Source organism: Bacteroides fluxus YIT 12057 (assembly GCF_000195635.1).
Lineage (GTDB): Bacteria > Bacteroidota > Bacteroidia > Bacteroidales > Bacteroidaceae > Bacteroides > Bacteroides fluxus.
In genome coordinates this window covers 234,601-252,674 of the sequence record NZ_GL882689.1, presented here as the reverse complement: position 1 = coordinate 252,674, position 18,074 = coordinate 234,601, and the positions used below count along the sequence as shown (strand labels likewise).

At 47.7% G+C, this 18,074-nt stretch carries 17 protein-coding genes; 8 read left to right on the top strand and 9 right to left on the bottom strand.

The window, feature by feature from the left end; all coding sequences use genetic code 11:
- Nucleotides 1–11 precede the first annotated feature (11 nt).
- On the bottom strand, nt 12–695 hold the full coding sequence (locus HMPREF9446_RS14770) for a hypothetical protein (protein WP_039969705.1): 684 nt from the start codon (nt 693–695) through the stop codon (nt 12–14).
- A gap of 419 nt (nt 696–1,114) precedes the next feature.
- On the opposite strand from HMPREF9446_RS14770, the gene HMPREF9446_RS14765 reads away from it, so the two are divergent.
- Genes HMPREF9446_RS14765 through HMPREF9446_RS14750 form a run of 4 tightly spaced genes read left to right on the top strand, consistent with a single transcriptional unit; the run spans nt 1,115 to nt 4,145 of the window.
- The gene (locus HMPREF9446_RS14765; protein WP_009126528.1) at nt 1,115–1,453 is read left to right on the top strand and encodes a CidA/LrgA family protein; all 339 of its coding nucleotides are present in this window, start codon (nt 1,115–1,117) and stop codon (nt 1,451–1,453) included.
- Entirely contained in the window at nt 1,450–2,145 is a 696-nt protein-coding gene (locus HMPREF9446_RS14760) for an LrgB family protein (RefSeq protein ID WP_009126527.1), read from the top strand. The genes HMPREF9446_RS14765 and HMPREF9446_RS14760 overlap by 4 nt, the downstream gene beginning before the upstream one ends.
- A gap of 52 nt (nt 2,146–2,197) precedes the next feature.
- On the top strand, nt 2,198–3,112 hold the full coding sequence (locus HMPREF9446_RS14755) for a DUF2156 domain-containing protein (protein ID WP_009126526.1): 915 nt from the start codon (nt 2,198–2,200) through the stop codon (nt 3,110–3,112).
- Between the two features lie 13 nt (nt 3,113–3,125).
- Nucleotides 3,126–4,145 (top strand): GNAT family N-acetyltransferase, encoded by a 1,020-nt coding sequence (locus HMPREF9446_RS14750; RefSeq protein WP_009126525.1) that lies wholly within the window; start codon nt 3,126–3,128, stop codon nt 4,143–4,145.
- Nucleotides 4,146–4,147: 2 nt separating this feature from the next.
- Here the strand turns inward: HMPREF9446_RS14750 and HMPREF9446_RS14745 are convergent, their stop codons facing one another.
- From HMPREF9446_RS14745 to folP, 4 genes are all read right to left on the bottom strand, one after another.
- The gene (locus HMPREF9446_RS14745) at nt 4,148–5,467 is read right to left on the bottom strand and encodes a TldD/PmbA family protein (RefSeq protein WP_009126524.1); all 1,320 of its coding nucleotides are present in this window, start codon (nt 5,465–5,467) and stop codon (nt 4,148–4,150) included.
- A 22-nt stretch (nt 5,468–5,489) separates the two neighbouring features.
- Nucleotides 5,490–7,028 carry a TldD/PmbA family protein gene (locus tag HMPREF9446_RS14740; RefSeq protein ID WP_009126523.1) on the bottom strand — a complete coding sequence of 513 codons (1,539 nt, stop codon included), beginning with the start codon at nt 7,026–7,028 and terminating at the stop codon, nt 5,490–5,492.
- A gap of 91 nt (nt 7,029–7,119) precedes the next feature.
- Entirely contained in the window at nt 7,120–7,884 is a 765-nt protein-coding gene (gene cdaA / locus HMPREF9446_RS14735; protein WP_009126522.1) for a diadenylate cyclase CdaA, read from the bottom strand.
- A gap of 32 nt (nt 7,885–7,916) precedes the next feature.
- On the bottom strand, nt 7,917–8,765 hold the full coding sequence (folP, locus tag HMPREF9446_RS14730; protein ID WP_009126521.1) for a dihydropteroate synthase: 849 nt from the start codon (nt 8,763–8,765) through the stop codon (nt 7,917–7,919).
- A gap of 268 nt (nt 8,766–9,033) precedes the next feature.
- Here folP and HMPREF9446_RS14725 point away from each other — a divergent pair, with 268 nt between their 5' ends.
- Nucleotides 9,034–10,335: a UDP-N-acetylmuramoyl-tripeptide--D-alanyl-D-alanine ligase gene (locus tag HMPREF9446_RS14725; protein ID WP_009126520.1), complete on the top strand. Its 1,302-nt coding sequence runs from the start codon at nt 9,034–9,036 to the stop codon at nt 10,333–10,335.
- A gap of 7 nt (nt 10,336–10,342) precedes the next feature.
- Here the strand turns inward: HMPREF9446_RS14725 and HMPREF9446_RS14720 are convergent, their stop codons facing one another.
- Complete coding sequence (locus HMPREF9446_RS14720; protein WP_009126519.1) at nt 10,343–10,726, bottom strand: VanZ family protein; 384 nt, start codon at nt 10,724–10,726, stop codon at nt 10,343–10,345.
- Between the two features lie 103 nt (nt 10,727–10,829).
- Here HMPREF9446_RS14720 and HMPREF9446_RS14715 point away from each other — a divergent pair, with 103 nt between their 5' ends.
- Nucleotides 10,830–12,197, top strand: a complete 1,368-nt coding sequence (locus HMPREF9446_RS14715; RefSeq protein ID WP_009126518.1) for a sodium-dependent transporter — start codon at nt 10,830–10,832, stop codon at nt 12,195–12,197.
- 7 nt (nt 12,198–12,204) lie between these two features.
- Nucleotides 12,205–13,152, top strand: a complete 948-nt coding sequence (locus tag HMPREF9446_RS14710) for a helix-hairpin-helix domain-containing protein (RefSeq protein WP_009126517.1) — start codon at nt 12,205–12,207, stop codon at nt 13,150–13,152.
- A 178-nt stretch (nt 13,153–13,330) separates the two neighbouring features.
- On the opposite strand, the gene HMPREF9446_RS14705 is transcribed toward HMPREF9446_RS14710, so the two are convergent.
- From HMPREF9446_RS14705 to HMPREF9446_RS14695, 3 genes are read right to left on the bottom strand one after another with little or no spacing between them, the layout of a single operon-like run.
- Nucleotides 13,331–13,996 carry an ABC transporter ATP-binding protein gene (locus HMPREF9446_RS14705; protein ID WP_039969702.1) on the bottom strand — a complete coding sequence of 222 codons (666 nt, stop codon included), beginning with the start codon at nt 13,994–13,996 and terminating at the stop codon, nt 13,331–13,333.
- A 39-nt stretch (nt 13,997–14,035) separates the two neighbouring features.
- A complete protein-coding gene (locus HMPREF9446_RS14700) occupies nt 14,036–14,746 on the bottom strand; it encodes a tRNA threonylcarbamoyladenosine dehydratase (protein WP_009126514.1) in 711 nt (236 codons plus the stop codon).
- A 37-nt stretch (nt 14,747–14,783) separates the two neighbouring features.
- Nucleotides 14,784–16,913 carry a cation:proton antiporter gene (locus HMPREF9446_RS14695; RefSeq protein WP_009126513.1) on the bottom strand — a complete coding sequence of 710 codons (2,130 nt, stop codon included), beginning with the start codon at nt 16,911–16,913 and terminating at the stop codon, nt 14,784–14,786.
- 153 nt (nt 16,914–17,066) lie between these two features.
- On the opposite strand from HMPREF9446_RS14695, the gene HMPREF9446_RS14690 reads away from it, so the two are divergent.
- Entirely contained in the window at nt 17,067–18,074 is a 1,008-nt protein-coding gene (locus HMPREF9446_RS14690) for an aspartate-semialdehyde dehydrogenase (RefSeq protein ID WP_009126512.1), read from the top strand.

The window sequence follows — 18,074 nt, the reverse complement described above, 5'->3', positions numbered from 1 at the left end:
TGACAGATTGATTAATAGCCCAACTTATCCAATTCCTTTGCCAATTCTTCTGACTTGGAAGCCAGTTCCTTGCGGATTGCCTTGACGGCTTCCTGGTTGGCAGCCTGCATGCTGTAACCGATGGTTACCATTACTTCCACATTCTTATTGGGCAATGTCCTGTAAACTTCTACCAAAGGAATGGTACGTCCCAAAGTTGCAGAGATGACACTTTTGCTGGAAGCCACTACGCTTGTCAGACTGGCAGCTTCTTCCTGCCCCATATCATCGTTGGCAGCTTTAGCCTCAATCAGCTGGGAAACCTTCGTCTGAATCTGTCCGGCAAGGTCAATCTTGGCTGTATTGGTAGCCTGCAAAGCAGCGGCAGACTGGTTACCGCCGATAATCCTGGATGAAGCGATGTACCAATAAGGATTTCCATCCATATCCAACTCGGCTTGTCTTTCCCAGGCATTTTCCAACTGTTTTGCCAAAGGCAATTTACCCACCGGAGTCTTGAAGCCTTCCTTTTCCAATTTTTTAGCCTCTTTGCGCGCCTCCTTTATAGCCTTTTTCTGCAAGTCTTTATCCAAAACTTTTTCATGTTTTTTCAAGTCCTTGAAATCTTTTCCCGTTGCTCTTTCTTGTGCATTAACATTAACAGCGAACATCATGACAAACGCTACAAGAGCGCTGATAAACAAACTCTTTTTCATCGCATTTTTTGTTTTAATGATTAGTATTGTTAGTAATTCTTCAAACACACTATACTCTGCAAAAGTAGGTAAATATTTCAAATCACACCCATTATTCGTATCTTTTTTTCACCGATTGTACCTATCAAGTCAAATCACGGATTATTCAAATAAAAAAAACGACTAAAAATAACTCAAATCAATCAAACCGAAATACGGAGCGTTCTCCGAAAAGACAAGTAACATATTTATTACTAATAAAATCATCAAGAGTATTGGGACTTGGCCCAAAACCCATGTTTAACCGCTGTCGCCATACGCCAGTTCATATGGTTGCGGTCGAATAAATTTCATTGTTGACGTGTTTTTGTTACCCGTTTTCGCTACCTTTGCATCCGTTTTTCAGAGTATCAATCAACAGGTATAACATTTATAGTATTATGATACGTCAATGCGCCATCCTTTTCGGATGTTTAGCTTTGGGTGAACTGATTGTCTTCATTACGGGTATCAAGCTACCGTCCAGCATCATAGGGATGCTGTTACTCACCCTTTTCCTGAAACTGGGTTGGATAAAACTGCACTGGGTGCAGGGCATGTCCGACTTCCTTGTCGCCAACCTGGGATTTTTCTTTATCCCTCCCGGCGTAGCCCTCATGCTCTATTTCGATATCATCGCGGCTGAATTCTGGCCGATAGTAACAGCCTCCGTAGTCAGCACCTTGCTGGTGCTGGTAGTAACCGGATGGGTCCACCAATTAACACGTAAAATCAAATGAACTTCCTTGAAAACGAATTCTTCCTGCTAGCAATTACTTTCGGGATATTCTTCCTGACCAAACTTCTGCAAAAAAAGACAGGAGTCATGCTGCTCAACCCCATACTGCTGACCATCGCCATTCTCATCATCTTCCTGAAAATGACAAATATCAGCTACGAGACCTACAATAAAGGAGGCCACCTGATAGAATTCTGGCTCAAACCGGCAGTCGTAGCATTGGGAGTGCCTCTGTACCTTCAGCTGGAAACCATCAAAAAACAATTGCTGCCCATCCTGCTGTCCCAATTAGCCGGATGTATCGTCGGGGTCATCTCTGTCGTGCTGATAGCCAAGCTGATGGGAGCTTCGGACGAAATCATCTATTCGCTCGCGCCCAAATCCGTCACCACACCGATCGCCATGGAAGTGACCAAGACATTGGGCGGAATACCTTCGCTCACGGCAGCAGTCGTGGTATCGGTAGGGCTGTTCGGCAGTATCTTGGGATTCAAGGCCATGAAACTGACCCGCATCGGCAGCCCAATGGCCCAAGGACTATCCTTGGGCGCGGCAGCACATGCCGTAGGTACTTCCACAGCCATGGATATAAGCAGCAAATACGGAGCGTTCGCCAGTCTCGGCCTGACCCTGAACGGCATATTCACTGCCCTGCTGACACCAACAATCCTGCAATTATTGGGGCTACTCTAACAAAATCCATCTATTTTTGTTATTTATAATTGTAACCAACTAAAAACCATTTATGATACCATTCAAAGATATCGAATTAAAAGATAAAGAACTTATCACTTCCTACACACTAAATAGTCCGCGACGGAACTGCGACCTTTCATTTTCAAACCTATGCAGCTGGCGTTTCTTATACAATACTCAATTTGCCGTCATGGACGGTTTCCTTCTGCTGAAATTCTGGGCGGAAGGCGAACTGGTATATATGATGCCCATCGGCAACGGTGACTTGAAAAAGATACTGGATGCACTGATTGAAGATGCCCACCGGGAAGGTGAACCTCTTTGCCTGCTGGGTATCTGTGAGGACATGTGCGCAGAACTGGAGGAGCTGATGCCCGGCAAGTTCCAGTTTACGGCCGACCGCGACTATGCCGACTATCTCTATCTGCGTACCGACCTCGCCACCCTTTCCGGCAAGAAGTTCCAGTCCAAACGCAACCATGTCAACAAGTTCAAGAAGACGTACAATTACGAATATACCGCCATCACCCAAGACCGTATCCGGGAATGCCTCGACCTTGAGGCCGAATGGTGCAAAGCCAACAATTGCGACCAGCACGAAGGTACAGGCAACGAACGCCGCGCACTGGTATATGCCCTCCATCATTTTGACGAGCTGGGGCTGACCGGCGGCATTCTGCACGTAGACGGGAAAATAGCCGCCTTTACTTTCGGCATGCCTATCAACCAGGATACCTTCGGCGTACACGTTGAAAAAGCCGACACCCGTATAGACGGTGCGTATGCAATGATAAACTATGAATTTGCCAACCACATTCCGGAACAGTATGTGTACCTTAACCGGGAGGAAGATTTGGGCATCGAAGGTTTGCGCAAAGCCAAACTCTCCTACCAGCCCACTATTATCCTGGAAAAGCACATAGCCTGCCTGAAGTCGGAACCGGTGGAGGCAATCAAATGGTAAAGGAGGAGAACGGATGTTACGGGAAAAGGTGAAAAGTTTATGGAAACTCTGTTTCAATGACAGCGAGGAGTTTACGGAAATGTATTTCCGCCTGCGTTACAACAATGACGTCAACATCGTCCTGCAAAGCGGCGAAGAAGTGATTGCCGCAGCCCAGATGCTGCCCTATCCCATGACCTTCGGAGATACGGAGATCAAGACCGCCTACATTTCCGGTGCCTGTACCCACCCGGATTACCGTAACCGGGGAGCCATGCACGAATTGCTGTCGCAGGCTTTCATCCGGATGCTCCACAACCATGTGGTCCTCTCCACCCTGATTCCTGCAGAGCCCTGGCTGTTCGATTATTATGCCCGAAACGGCTATGCCCCCGTATTCAATTACCGGAAAAGCAGGTTCAACGCACCTGCCACACCACTTCCCCAAGGAAGCCCGGCACTGAAAGCCACCCGTGAATACAGGCAGGAGTTATACACTTATTTAAACCGGAAACTGAGAGAACGTCCTTTCTGCATCCAACACACGGAACAAGATTTCCAAGTGATTATGGCCGACCTGCAATCAAGCAAGGGATGCATCTTCAGCCTGAGCCAAAGAGGCAACACCATTGCACTGGCCGTTGCCTACCCCACTTCGGACAAGAGTTGGTGCATCGGTGAGCTGGTGGCCGACACTCCCGAAACAGGCACAATGCTACTCCAACGCATTTGCGAGAAAGCCGGTATCCCGTCCGTCGAGATCCTGCTTCCGCCTGCCGGGAACGCCAACAGTTCCCCTCTTGGAATGGCGCGGATCATCAACGCCAAAGAGATACTGCAACTTTATGCCGCCGCCCATCCGGAAGTAGAACTCAACATTCGCCTGTCCGACGAGCAGGTCAGCGCCAACAACGGCTATTACTACTTGAACAACGGTAAGTGTATGAATAGTGCCAAGCGTCTGCCCGGCAGCCACTTGGCACTTACAATCGGTGAACTCACCGAAAAGATATTCGCACCATTAAGCCCGTATATGAGCCTAATGCTGAATTAGCGTCACAATCCGCTGAAATTGACCCCTTCGAATACCAGTGAAGGTATCTGCCAGGAACGGTTCCGTTGCGGGTCATTGCCTACAGCGGCCAAAGAATTCCACAAAGAAAGCATATTTCCCGTCACATTCATCTCATTGACCGGTTGGACCAGTTTGCCGTCTTCAATCAAGAAACCTTCTATACCGTAAGAAAAATCTCCGGTACTGCTGTTGCTGTTACCGCCATTGAAACCGGTAACCAGGATTCCCGATTTGACATCAGCTACCAATCCATTCAAGTCCTTGTTGCCCGGTGTCAGAATCAGACGTGAAGGCGTACTGATGGTAGGAGCCATATTCATCTTCTTGCCATTGTAGGTATCGATGAAATAAGTCTTCAGTACCCCTTTGTCAAAGATGGCACGCGGCTGGGTAGCCACCCCTTCACTGTCGAAATAGCGTGAACCGTTCGCACCGACAACGTGTGGTTCGTCACGCAAGGTAAAGAGTTCGGAAGCCACCTTGGTGTCTTGTTTATCCAGCAGGAAAGAGTTTTTCTGCTGCAAGGCGGAACCGTACAATGCGCTCAGCATCGGGCCAAGCAGGTTACCCGTATTCATGGGATCGACTACCATCGTATATTTACCCGACTTCGCCTTCTTCTGTCCCAACTTGCGCAATACACGCTCCAAAGCCTTGGCACCGATTCCCGTCTTCGTCAACTTGTCATAGAACAAAGCCGAATCATACCAATAATCCTGGGGACGCGCTTCGCCTTCCCCTTTAATGGATACACTGGCGGAAACGGAGAACCAGGTACTCTTCGACTCCCCTTCAAATCCGTTGCTGATCAAACGATAGGAAGAACCTTCACCGTCACTGTAAGAAGAATCTACGGAGATGATACGCTCATCCTTGCCCAGCACCTCCTCAGCGGCGGCACGGGCCAGTTCCACCTTATCATCCGGATGGATATCATAGAGTTTCTTGTCAAAAAGCTGCAAATCCGGTTTACCGCCTTTATAATAGCGGGCAGGATCAGCCAGTATGCGCGACTCGTCCACCGCCAGGTAGCGGGTGGAGTCTATGCCGTTCTTTATCAGGGTCTCCAATTCCTTTTTATCCAAACGGTTGGTAGAGAAAGAGCCGAAACGTCCATCTACATAAAGACTCAACCCCAAGCCGTTTTCCGTAGCCTGCTGCAAACGGTCCATTTTGCCGTCGCGTAACTCAAAAGAAGAATTAGAGTTGGTATATAGCACTAACTTGGCTGCCTGGCAACCATTCTTCAAGGCATATTCCATTGCCCATTGCGCCAATTTCTTATTGTCGTCTGTAATCATGTTAGTAATTGTCCATTAATATTTAACTTTCTCCTCCTACTGTCAATTTGCTGACCAATGCCGACGGCATGCCGCAAGTAACCGGACAAGCCTGTCCGTCTTTACCGCAAGTCCATGTACCGTTGTCAATCTTGTCATTATTCGCCACCATCGTGATATCCGCCAAAGCTTTCGGACCGTTTCCTATGATGTTGATGTCCTTAACGGGTTGCGTCAGCTTTCCGTTTTCAATCAAGTAACCGGACTTCACGAAGAAGGTAAAGTCTCCGGCACCGATCTGTACCTGTCCGTTGGTGAACTGGTCGCAATAGATACCGTTCTTCACAGTGGAGATGATGTCCTCTTCTTTCACATTGCCGGCCTCCATATAAGTGGCACGCATACGAGGAATAGGCGTATTGCGGAAAGTGTCGCGGCGGCCGTTGCCGGTCGGAGCCACACCGTAGTGCTTGGCACTGATACGGTCGTGCAGGTAACTGGTCAAGACCCCCTCTTTCACAATATAGGTCTTCTGTCCTTCCACACCTTCATCATCGAAGTTCACAGCCCCACGGTTGAAGGCGATGGTACCGTCGTCCACCACATTGATATGCTCGTTGCATATCTTCTTGCCGAAGAGGTCACAGAAGATGGAAGTACGCTTGCGGTTGAAGTCCGCCTCAAAAGCATGTCCTATGGCTTCGTGCAACAAGATACCCGATCCTCCGGCTCCCATCACGACAGGCATCTCACCGCCTTTAGGCTTCACTGCCTTAAACAGGATAGAAGTCTTGTCCACCGCCTCCCGTGCAAGGATGTCCACGATATCGTCTGTCATGAATTCAAAGCCTTTACGATAAGACCGGCTGGCAAAGCCATTCTCCATCTTCCCATCCTCTTCCATGATACAGACCGCCACGAAAGACACCATCGGACGATAGTCATAATAGCTCACTCCCTCCGAATTGCAGAACAGCACGTGAGAAGTGTTGTCCGAAAGAGAAGCCTGCACTTTACGCACCCGCTTGTCCAAAGAGAAAATCTTTTCGTTCAGTTTCTCCAGGAAAGGAATCTTCGCCTTGATACTTACGTCCTCCCAAGGCTCGGTAACCGAATAGCGGCTTTTGGCAATCGTCTTTTCCGTAAGCCCTACAGGTTTCCCCGCCTTGCCGGAAGAAGCGATACGGGCAGCAGTGCGGGCGGCACGCAGCATTTCCTCCAGCGTCACGCCCTCTACATAAGCATAGCCCGTCTGGTCACCCGCCAATACACGTACCCCCATACCGAAGTCGATGTTGGCACCGCAGTTATTGACCTTGCCATCCATCAGCGCCACACTGTTATTGAAGGTATGTTCAAAATAAAGGTCGGCATAATCGCCGCCTTTTTCCAAAGCGGCAGCCATCACTTTCTTCAAGTCGGCCTCCGTTACACCGAAATGAGCCATTGCCGAGGCTACGGCAGACCGGTTGTCCGCTCCTCCCAAGGCTCCCCGTACTGATGCCGGCATTGCCAACGATGGTATCGCCAACGAGCCTAATACCGCCAGTCCACCTGTCCGTAAGAAATTTCGTCTATCCATACTTATGTAGTTATTGGTTAATAAGATATTGGTTATTTATTTCATATCATGCTATAAGACGTGAAATCAATCCCTTTTGTCACACCGGAGATTAATTTTCTTTGGTCAGCAAACTTTCCAGCTCTTCAGCATTCAGGCGCAGATAGAACTGGCCTTTGTAGGCAACGGAAATGGAACCGGTTTCTTCCGAAACAATAATCGCATGCGCATCCGAAACCTGGGAAATCCCCATTGCCGCCCGGTGACGCAATCCCAACTCCTTTGGAATATCAAGATTATGGGACACGGGCAAGATACACCCTGCCGCCTTGATGCGCTTCTTGCTGATAACCATCGCCCCATCGTGCAAAGGGCTGTTCTTGAAAAAGACATTCTCAATCAAGCGCTGGTTGATATCGGCATTGATCACCTCACCGGTACGCACTACATCGTCCAACGGCATGTTATGCTCCATCACAATCAATGCACCTACCTTCTGCTTTCCCATGCTTATACACGCCATCACGATCGGCATGATGTCTTCATGTTCCAGTTTCTCTTTCTTGTTTCCGGTGAGAAAACGCACCAGAGCACTGGCGTGCTGATGGGAACCGAGGGTCAGCAAAAAACGCCGTATCTCATCCTGGAACAAGATAATGAGCGCCAGTACACCTACACTGACCAATTTATCGAAGATAGAACCGAGCAGTTTCATCTCCAGTACCTGAGATACCACCAGCCAAATCAATATAAATACCAGGATACCGGTAAATACATTGATGGAACCGGAAGCCTTCATCAACTTGTAAGTATAATACAGCAGGAAAGCCACCAGCAGTATATCTATAAAATCTTTTATGCTAAATTCAAAAAACACGGCTACCGAATTTATTAATTATGAATTATAAACTATGCATTATGAATCGCCCCTACTATTTTCACCGTTTCAACCGCTTCACGCACATCATGTACACGAAGGATATCAGCGCCTTTCATCAAAGAAATGGTATCCAGCACAGTGGTACCGTTCAAGGCCTCTTCGGGAGTAGTTCCCAACAAACGGTAAATCATTGACTTACGGGACACTCCTACCAACAGGGGTAAATTGAAAAGGCGGAATTCTTCAAGATGCGCCAACAGTTCATAATTATGCTCCACTGTCTTGCCAAACCCGAATCCGGGATCCAGAATGATATCCTTTACACCTAAATCGCGCAACTGCTGTACCTTCTGCGCAAAATAGAGGAAAACCTCTTTTAAAAGATGATCATAATGCGGGTGCCGCTGCATGTTTTGCGGGGTGCCCTGCATGTGCATCATTATATAAGGTACATTCAAATCAGCTACCGTACGGAACATATCCTTATCCATCTCGCCGGCAGCTATATCGTTGATTATCGCAACACCGTATTCTTCCACACACATTCGGGCAACATCGGCACGGAAGGTATCGACAGACACCACAGCATCAGGCTGCACTTTACGGAGTATGGCCAGCCCCATCCGCAACCGTTCCATTTCCTCCCGTGGAGAAATGTTCTCAGCATTGGGCCGTGAGGAATAGGCGCCTACGTCGATCATCCCGGCACCCTCTTCCATAATCTGCTCCACACGCCGGGCTATTTCTGTTTCCGTCTGCATACGGCTGCCTTCATAAAAAGAATCGGGAGTAACATTCAGAATGCCCATGACACAAGGGGTAGAAAGATCCATCAACGAGCCATTGACATTTATGTATTTGGTATTCAGAAGTTCCATAGACTATTTATTTCCATTAGGTATCTGCAAATGTAAACAAAAAAGCGATTATTAAATGTACAAACTCACAAAAATAAACGATCTTTGCTCGGAATGAGCAAACAATCATCATGGTTTCTCCAAATACGTATTCATGTTAGCCACTTTTGTCTTAAACCCTTTATTATTAACTCATGCGCCGTTCTGCTCTACCTTTCAAATTTTCTGCTTATCTTTGCCGAACAATTTGTACAACCATTAAAAGCGCTTCAAGAAGAAGCAAACCACTATGGATATAACTGCTCTTTACCGGATATTTCAGAAATGTACTTGTGTCACGACAGACAGCCGCAACTGTCCCGAGGGTTCTTTGTTCATTGCCTTGAAAGGCGACAACTTCAACGGGAATGCCTTTGCTTCCAAAGCCCTGGAAAACGGAAGCGCCTATGCCGTGGTAGATGAGGCCGGATATGCCCCTACCGGGGATGCACATTATATCATAGTGGATAATTGCCTGCGTACCCTCCAGCAACTGGCAAATTTTCATCGCCGCCAGCTCGGTACACGCATTATCGGTATCACCGGAACCAACGGGAAAACCACAACCAAGGAATTAATGTCCGCCGTACTCTCGCAAAGCTACCATGTACTCTATACAGCGGGTAATCTGAACAACTCCATCGGGGTGCCCTTAACCTTGCTCCGCCTCACGACAGAACATGACCTTGCCGTTGTGGAAATGGGGGCAAGCCATCCCGGAGACATCAAAGAACTGGTCGAAATCGCCGAACCGGACTACGGTATCATTACCAACGTCGGAAAGGCTCATTTGGAAGGTTTCGGTTCCTTTGAAGGAGTCATCAAGACCAAAGGGGAATTGTATGATTACCTGCGCCGACGAAAGGAAGGCTCTACCATTTTCATCCATTACGACAATCCTTATCTAAGGGAAATAGCCTACGGACTGAACCAGATAACCTATGGCAGTGAAGAAGAGCTATATGTCAGCGGCCGTGTAACGGGTAACTCCCCCTACCTTACTTTTGAGTGGAAAGCCGGCAAAGAAGGGAAAACTCACCAGGTGCAGACGCAACTCATCGGTGAATACAATTTCCCGAACGCCTTGGCGGCTGTCACCATCGGGCGTTTCTTCGGAGTAGAACCTGCCAAGATAGACAAGGCATTGGCCGAATACACCCCGCAGAACAACCGTTCGCAACTTAAAAGGACAGCGGACAATACCTTGATCATTGATGCATACAACGCCAATCCGACCAGCATGATGGCATCCATCAGCAACTTCTGCAAAATGGAGGCAGCCCACAAGATGCTGATACTGGGAGATATGCGCGAACTGGGAAAAGACAGTGCCGAAGAGCACCAGAAAATAATAGATTATCTGGAAGAATGCCATTTTGAGCATGTAATGCTTGTAGGCGAACTGTTTGCCGCAACCAGGCACTCTTACCCTGCTTATGCCGATGCGGCGGCGGTAATTGCCGAACTCCAGAAGAACAAGCCTACAGAAAGGATGATTCTGATAAAAGGTTCGAATGGCATCAAACTGAGTTCGGTAATAGAATACTTATAACCGTCCATCATTTCATCCTTGGCCGCAACAGGAAATATCCCACCAAGGATGCAAGGACAGCCCCTGTCGTATTGGCCGCAAAATCCAGCCAATCGCCTCCGCGATAGGTGGTGCAATACTCTTGCAACAACTCGACTATTCCACTGAACAGGACAGGACAGACCAACGCCCCAACCCACGCATGCCATAATGGAGCGCCGTCTTTTCTGTGTGCCCGCAGGAACTCCATCCACAGCATACCCGACATTCCGAAATACATACATATATGTACCACTTTATCAATATTGGGGATAGTACCTATTTCCGTGGAAGGCGGCTTGAAGAAAGAAAGGTAAATCACTGCCAAGATGATGAACAAGGATACCGGGTATTTCTTAATATAGTACAGCATATCTCATTTTATAAACGATTTGTGCGCAAAAGTAAGGAACATTTTCTATATTTGCACGTTTTAGCAGGTATTAATAACGAATTGAAAGAAAAATCCACGTTTTATGACAAGAAATGACAGAGCCAACTTTGGAAGCAAATTAGGTGTCATACTCGCTTCGGCAGGTTCAGCGGTCGGTTTGGGCAACATCTGGAGATTCCCTTTTGAAACAGGGAATCACGGCGGCGCTGCGTTTATCCTCATATATCTGGTTTGTGTCCTCCTATTAGGAATTCCCATCATGGTAGCCGAATTCCTCATCGGCAGGCATTCGCGTGCCAATACAGCCGGAGCCTATCAGAGACTGGCACCCGGTACAAGATGGCGCTGGGTAGGGCGTATGGGAGTGTTAGCCGGATTTCTGATACTCGGCTATTATTCCGTTGTTGCCGGATGGACCCTTGAATTCATAGGGGAGGCCGCGACCAACAGCTTTGCCGGAAAATCGGCAGCGGACTTCATTGCATCCTTCAACAGTTTCACCGGTAACCCTTGGCGTCCGATTGTCTGGTTAATGCTGTTCCTTCTCGCCACCCACTTTATCATAGTCAAAGGAGTGGAAAAAGGAATTGAAAAATCATCGAAGATCATGATGCCTGTATTATTCATATTGCTGATAGTGCTTGCCGTCTGCTCCGTATCCCTGCCGGGAGCGGGCGCCGGCATTGAGTTTCTTCTGAAACCGGATTTCAGCAAAGTAGATGGAAATGTGTTATTGGGAGCTATGGGACAGGCCTTTTTCTCTCTAAGTCTTGGAATGGGATGCTTATGTACGTATGCTTCCTACTTCAGAGATGATACCAACCTGACGAAAACGGCCTTCAATGTAGCCGCTATCGATACCATGGTAGCCATCCTGGCCGGCTTCATCATCTTTCCCGCCGCGTTTTCCGTAGGCATCCAGCCGGATGCCGGTCCAAGCCTGCTGTTTATCACGCTGCCCAATGTATTCCAACAGGCATTCGGCAATCTGCCGTGGCTTGCCGTCATCCTGTCACTGATGTTCTACATCCTGTTGGCATTGGCGGCGCTGACTTCCACTATCTCACTGCATGAAGTGGTTACAGCCTATTTGCATGAGGAATTCAAATTTTCACGCAGTAAAGCGGCAAGACTGGTGACGGCAGGCTGCATCTTTCTGGGCGTGTTCTGTTCCCTCTCGCTGGGAGTAGGCAAGGATTATACGATATTCGGATTAAACCTGTTCGACTCGTTCGATTTCATCACGGCCAAAATCATGTTGCCGTTAGGAGGCTTCTTTATCTCCATCTTTACCGGCTGGTATCTGGACAAGAAAATCGTGTGGGAAGAAGTCAGCAATAACGGCAGTTTAAAAGTACCGGTCTATAAAACGTTGATTTTCATATTAAAATTCATTGCTCCGATAGGTATCGCCGCCATATTTATCAACGAACTGGGTCTGCTGAAATAAACTACGCATGCAGAATCCCTTTAAAGACTTCTTGTACTTCTCCCGGGAAGAAAAACGTGGAATACTTATTCTGATTGCCGGAATCATCCTCGTCTTTCTTTCCGGATATTTATATTCCTATCAAAGGAACAGGCATCTTTTTACAGAAGAGGATATACGCCGACAAACCGCTGCCGTAGCCGAATGCGACTCTTTCATCGCATCGGTGCAGAAGAAAGAGAAACAATGGAAACAACGTTTCCCCAAGAACAACCATAAAAGGGAACAAAAGGAGAATATCGTTTTGAGTACTTTTGATCCCAATACAGCCGACTCCCTCACCCTCTGCCGGTTAGGCCTGCCGGACTGGATGGTACGGAATATTCTGAAATATCGGAAGAAAGGAGGGCGATTCCGCAAGACAGAAGATTTCAAGAAGATATATGGCCTGACAGAAGCGCAATATCACGCACTGCTACCCTATATACATATAAGCAGGACAGACACCGCAACGACATATATGGCACAATTGTACACTCCCCCGGCGGCAAAAGACACCACCGCACATCTCTATAAATATCCGGCAGGCACCGTCATCGACCTGAACCGCGCCGACACTACCGAGCTGAAAAAGATACCGGGCATCGGTAGCGGCATTGCCCGCATGATTGCCCATTACAGGCAACGCCTGGGAGGCTTCCACAACATCGGGCAACTGCAAGAAATCAACCTGGATTTCCATCGGCTGAAACCTTGGTTCCACATCAACGGCAAAGACATCCGCCTCATCAACTTGAACCGTGCAGGCATAGAGAGCCTTCGCAACCATCCCTACATCAATTTCTATCAAGCAAAAGCGTTTGTGGAATACCGGAAAAAGAAAGGAAGGCTCCATAGTCTGAAACCTTTCGGCATTTATGAAGAATTTTCCGAGATGGACCTGGAAAGAATCAGCCACTACGTCTGCTTCGAATAAAGCCACACTCCTATGTTTCAGCCCATTATTTTGCCATCCTTTGCCATCCTATTGGCAAGACTTTGCCATCGCCTTGGCAAAAGTTTGCCAACGCTTTGGCAAAGTCTTGCCAACGGAATGGCAGAAACTTGCCAATAGGATGGCAAAAGAACAGTAAAGGACGCCCTGTCCTGTCACTTCATACGATTTCTGTTTTATCTATCGCCCCGTCCACCAGATGAATGGTACGGTCTGTTATCCGCGCCAGCCCCTCATCATGCGTCACGATGACAAAAGTCTGCCCGAAACGGTTGCGCAGATCAAAAAAGAGCCGGTGCAGTTCCTCTTTATTATGTGTATCCAGACTGCCGGAAGGTTCGTCCGCCAAGACTACTGCCGGATGATTGATAAGTGCACGCGCCACTGCCACACGCTGTTTCTCTCCACCGGAAAGTTCATTCGGCTTATGGGAGGCACGTTCCGCAAGTCCCATAAACTCCAGGATTTCCGTAGCGGCAGTTTTGGCTTCCTGCTGTCCCCGCCCGGCGATAAAAGCCGGTATCATCACATTCTCCAATGCGGTAAATTCGGGCAAAAGCTGATGAAACTGAAAAACAAAGCCGATGTGCCTGTTGCGGAATGCCGAAAGTTCTTTCTCCTTCATACGGTTGACCCCTGTACCGTCTATGATTACCGAACCGCTATCCGCCCTGTCAAGCGTGCCCATAATCTGCAACAGAGTCGTTTTTCCGGCACCGCTGGGGCCCACAATGCTGACAATCTCCCCTTTCTCTATTTCCATATCGATCCCCCGCAATACCTGCAAGGTACCGAAACTCTTTGTTATATTTTCTAAGCGTATCAATTTATATCCAATTTATGATTTCTTTCCTGCACTGCACACTTACAACCTTCTGATCACATACTCGGCCAAGTAACAGCCGAAAACCGCCGGCATATAACTTACCGTACCGCAAGTTGACTTCTTGTTCATTTCCTCTTCCGTCAGCAGAACGGCATTCGGATCAGCCTGTTCCGTACTGAAAACTACGGGAACCTTTCGCTTGATCCCCATCTTCTGAAGACGTTTACGGACAGCCTTGCTTAATCCGCAATGATAGGTATCCCACAAATCCGCAAAACGCACCTGGGTAATATCACTTTTGGCGCCGGCTCCCATGCTCGATACTATTCTGATACGTCTCTTCAATGTTTCCGCTATCAGATGACATTTGGGAGCAAGCGTATCAATGGCATCCACCACAAAATCATAAGATGCAGCATCCAACAGCTCCGGAATATTTTCATCTTTCAAGAATAAGGGCAATACCTTTAATTTCAAGTCCGGATTTATATCTCTGAAACGTGCTTCCAGAATTTCCGCTTTCTTCAGTCCCATGGTAGAATGCAAAGCCGGTAACTGGCGGTTTATATTGGTAGGCTGCACCGTGTCCGCATCTACAATCGTCATTTGTCCCACTCCGGCACGGCATATCATTTCGGCGGCATACGCCCCTACTCCTCCCAAGCCTACCACAAGCACATGCGCCCGGCGCAGACGTTCCGTCTTCTCATCTCCCAGCAAGAGCCGGGTTCTCTGTTGCCAATCTTCCATGATCCTTTACTTTATCTTGATCCTGCAATCATTAAACTCATCCCTTCTTAAACCATTTATAGAACCACTTGCCCACCTTTTCGTAATGTTGCGACTCATTATTGCCGCGCGGATTGGAGAATGAGACAGCATCCTGCGGTTCTCCCAACTGATCGGGATACAATACAATCAAACTGTTATTGGCAAAATACTTGCTGATCTGAGCCGGCAATTTCTCAAAGGAACTATCATAAGAGATAGAGCCCCGGCGTGCACTGATTATCACCAACAGATGGTCGAAATTAACCTGACCGGTCAACAACAGCAAATCACCCCAGTCATCCAACCTGGAAAAATCGGTAAGGGTCTGCCCATATTTTTTCTTTACCAATGCCTGCAAGTGGGCCGTAGTCTCTTCATTGGCAAAAAAATGCACCCTACATCCCAACGTCCCGCCCAAACGGCAGAAATGTTCCACCCACTTCAGGAAACCGGCTTCATACTCAGCTTTCGGGGGCACTGCGACAATCACGCGCCGTATCGTATTGATAGGCATCAGGAACTTGGAAACCATCACTTCCCGATGCAGGCCTTTCAGCAGATTCTCTGTAAGCATACCAAAAAACGAATCCACAATATTGACCTTACGGTGCAGACCTATAATGACATCCGTAGCCTCATACTCCTTGGCTGTATGGATAATGCCGGAAGCAATGTTCATATCGTAGCGGGTAATCTGCTTCAACGGGACATCTACCGATGCCGTTATCATGGCAGCCTTCTCCAGATAACGTTTGCCCCGCAGTTCGGCAGCTTCCGAACTACTGTCATCATTGATTACATTCAGAGCCAACAAATTATCCCGTTGCTTCGGGTCACGTATCACCAAAGACAGGTTTATCAAATCTTCGATAGTATCGGGGTTCGCCACAGGAATCAGGATCTTCTCCTCTTCCACAGAACGGCTCTCTTCCAGATGCGCCTCATCCATAGCTATCTTCCGCGCAGCACGTTCCGTTATAAACGAACTTACAATGCAAGTGACAAGTATCAGCAGAACCGTCCCGTTCAGCACATCGTCATTCAACAGGCGTTCCCCATTGGGCAGGATAATATTATATCCCACCAATACAGCAGCCAAAGTTGCCGCAGCCTGCGCATTGCTCAATCCATACATCAGTTCCCGCTCGATGGCACCCATCTTATAAAATTTCTGCGTCAGCCAACAAGCAATCCATTTACCCGTCAAGGCTACCACAATCATGACTGCCGCCACCTTCAAGGCATCTCCGTGACCGAAAATCACGTGTATGTCAATCAGCATCCCCACTCCTATCAGAAAGTAGGGAATAAAAAGCGCATTGCCCACAAACTCCAGATGATTCATCAGCGGAGAGACATGCGGAATGAGACGGTTCAGCACCAAACCTGCAAGGAAAGCACCCAGAATGCCTTCCATGCCCACAAATTCCATCAGGCCGGCTCCCAAGAACACCATGGCAAGCACAAAGATAAACTGCATCACATTGTCATCATACCTTCTGAAAAACCAGCGCCCTATACGAGGAAAGAAATAAACAATCAGCCCTCCCAGGAAAATGACCTTTATTACCAGCCAAACCCAGAAGAATCCTCCCGCCTCTCCCTTGAACATGCCGCCGACCACCGCCAACACCAACAGGGTCAATGTATCTGTTACCGCTGTTCCTCCTACGGCAATGCTCACGCTGCGATGACGCGATACACCATAACGGATTACAATGGGATAGGCCACCAGCGTATGCGAAGCGTACATACTTGCCAACAACACGGAAGTCACTACCCCATACTTCAACAACGCCACATTCGTAACCAAACCGATCCCTATCGGAATAATAAAAGCCAACAGCCCCAATACCAATGCTTTTCCACGGTTCTGCTTGAAATCTCCCATGTTCATTTCCAGGCCGGCAAGGAACATGATATAATACAGTCCCACTTTTCCGAACAGTTCAAAACTACTGTCACGTACCAAAATATTGAAACCATGCTCGCCAATCACAAGCCCCGCCAATATCATGCCTATGATATGTGGAATACGGAGTTTATTCAACAAGATCGGTGCAAACAATATGATGAGGAGTACAAGGAGAAATATCCATGTAGGGTCAGTAATCGGGAGTTTAAGACTGAAATCAAACCAATCCATAGGCTGCAAGTTTTAGGTTTTAAGTGCAAAATAACGAAAAAGTTTTCACTTTATGCCGTGTCATACAGCATTTTGTTATAAATTTGTGGCCAATTCTATCTTTTTAGAGATAGGTCATCACTTTTTATAAACTTAATTAAAAACAAAAGAAAAATGAAAGTAGCTATTGTTGGAGCAAGCGGAGCCGTAGGACAAGAGTTCCTGCGAGTGCTCGATGAAAGAAATTTCCCGTTGGACGAGTTAGTATTGTTCGGCTCTAAACGCAGTGCCGGTACTAAATATACCTTCCGCGGTAAACAGATCGAGGTTAAACTCTTGCAACACAACGATGACTTTAAAGGGGTTGATATCGCTTTCACTTCCGCAGGCGCTGGCACTTCCAAAGAGTTTACCGAAACCATTACCAAACATGGAGCCGTAATGATTGACAACTCCAGCGCTTTCCGTATGGATCCTGATGTACCCTTGGTGGTGCCCGAAGTAAATGCAGCCGACGCCAAAGACCGTCCGCGAGGCATTATCGCCAATCCCAACTGTACTACTATCCAAATGGTAGTAGCGCTGAAAGCCATCGAACAGCTTTCTCATATAAAAACCGTGCATGTTTCTACCTACCAGGCTGCCAGTGGTGCCGGTGCGGCCGCTATGGACGAGCTGTACGAACAATACCGCCAAGTATTGGCAGATGAACCTGTGACCGTTGAGAAGTTTGCCTACCAGCTGGCATTCAACCTCATTCCTCAGATTGATGTATTCACAGAAAACGGATATACCAAGGAAGAGATGAAGATGTACAACGAAACCAAGAAGATTATGCACTCCGACGTAAAAGTCAGTGCTACGTGCGTACGTGTTCCCGCCCTTCGTTCTCACTCCGAGAGCATCTGGGTAGAGACAGAACGTCCCATTTCCGTAGAAGAAGCCCGCGAGGCATTCGCCAAGGGCGAAGGTCTGGTATTGATGGATAATCCGGCAGAAAAGGAATATCCGATGCCGCTGTTCCTTGCCGGCAAGGATCCCGTTTATGTAGGCCGTATCCGTAAAGACCTTACCAATGAAAATGGCTTGACTTTCTGGATTGTAGGCGACCAAATCAAAAAAGGTGCCGCATTGAATGCAGTACAGATAGCAGAATATCTGATTAAAGAAAAGGCGTTGTAA

Bases quoted from the DNA above. Each gene is read 5' to 3' on its own strand.
- HMPREF9446_RS14760 (WP_009126527.1), top strand. From the start codon at position 1,450: ATGAACTTCCTTGAAAACGAATTCTTCCTGCTAGCAATTACTTTCGGG.
- HMPREF9446_RS14720 (WP_009126519.1), bottom strand. From the start codon at position 10,726: ATGCTGTACTATATTAAGAAATACCCGGTATCCTTGTTCATCATCTTG.
- HMPREF9446_RS14695 (WP_009126513.1), bottom strand. From the start codon at position 16,913: ATGGATTGGTTTGATTTCAGTCTTAAACTCCCGATTACTGACCCTACA.
- HMPREF9446_RS14715 (WP_009126518.1), top strand. From the start codon at position 10,830: ATGACAAGAAATGACAGAGCCAACTTTGGAAGCAAATTAGGTGTCATA.
- HMPREF9446_RS14770 (WP_039969705.1), bottom strand. From the start codon at position 695: ATGAAAAAGAGTTTGTTTATCAGCGCTCTTGTAGCGTTTGTCATGATG.
- HMPREF9446_RS14690 (WP_009126512.1), top strand. From the start codon at position 17,067: ATGAAAGTAGCTATTGTTGGAGCAAGCGGAGCCGTAGGACAAGAGTTC.
- folP (WP_009126521.1), bottom strand. From the start codon at position 8,765: ATGGAACTTCTGAATACCAAATACATAAATGTCAATGGCTCGTTGATG.
- HMPREF9446_RS14740 (WP_009126523.1), bottom strand. From the start codon at position 7,028: ATGGATAGACGAAATTTCTTACGGACAGGTGGACTGGCGGTATTAGGC.
- HMPREF9446_RS14750 (WP_009126525.1), top strand. From the start codon at position 3,126: ATGTTACGGGAAAAGGTGAAAAGTTTATGGAAACTCTGTTTCAATGAC.
- HMPREF9446_RS14745 (WP_009126524.1), bottom strand. From the start codon at position 5,467: ATGATTACAGACGACAATAAGAAATTGGCGCAATGGGCAATGGAATAT.
- HMPREF9446_RS14755 (WP_009126526.1), top strand. From the start codon at position 2,198: ATGATACCATTCAAAGATATCGAATTAAAAGATAAAGAACTTATCACT.
- HMPREF9446_RS14765 (WP_009126528.1), top strand. From the start codon at position 1,115: ATGATACGTCAATGCGCCATCCTTTTCGGATGTTTAGCTTTGGGTGAA.
- HMPREF9446_RS14710 (WP_009126517.1), top strand. From the start codon at position 12,205: ATGCAGAATCCCTTTAAAGACTTCTTGTACTTCTCCCGGGAAGAAAAA.
- HMPREF9446_RS14725 (WP_009126520.1), top strand. From the start codon at position 9,034: ATGGATATAACTGCTCTTTACCGGATATTTCAGAAATGTACTTGTGTC.
- HMPREF9446_RS14700 (WP_009126514.1), bottom strand. From the start codon at position 14,746: ATGGAAGATTGGCAACAGAGAACCCGGCTCTTGCTGGGAGATGAGAAG.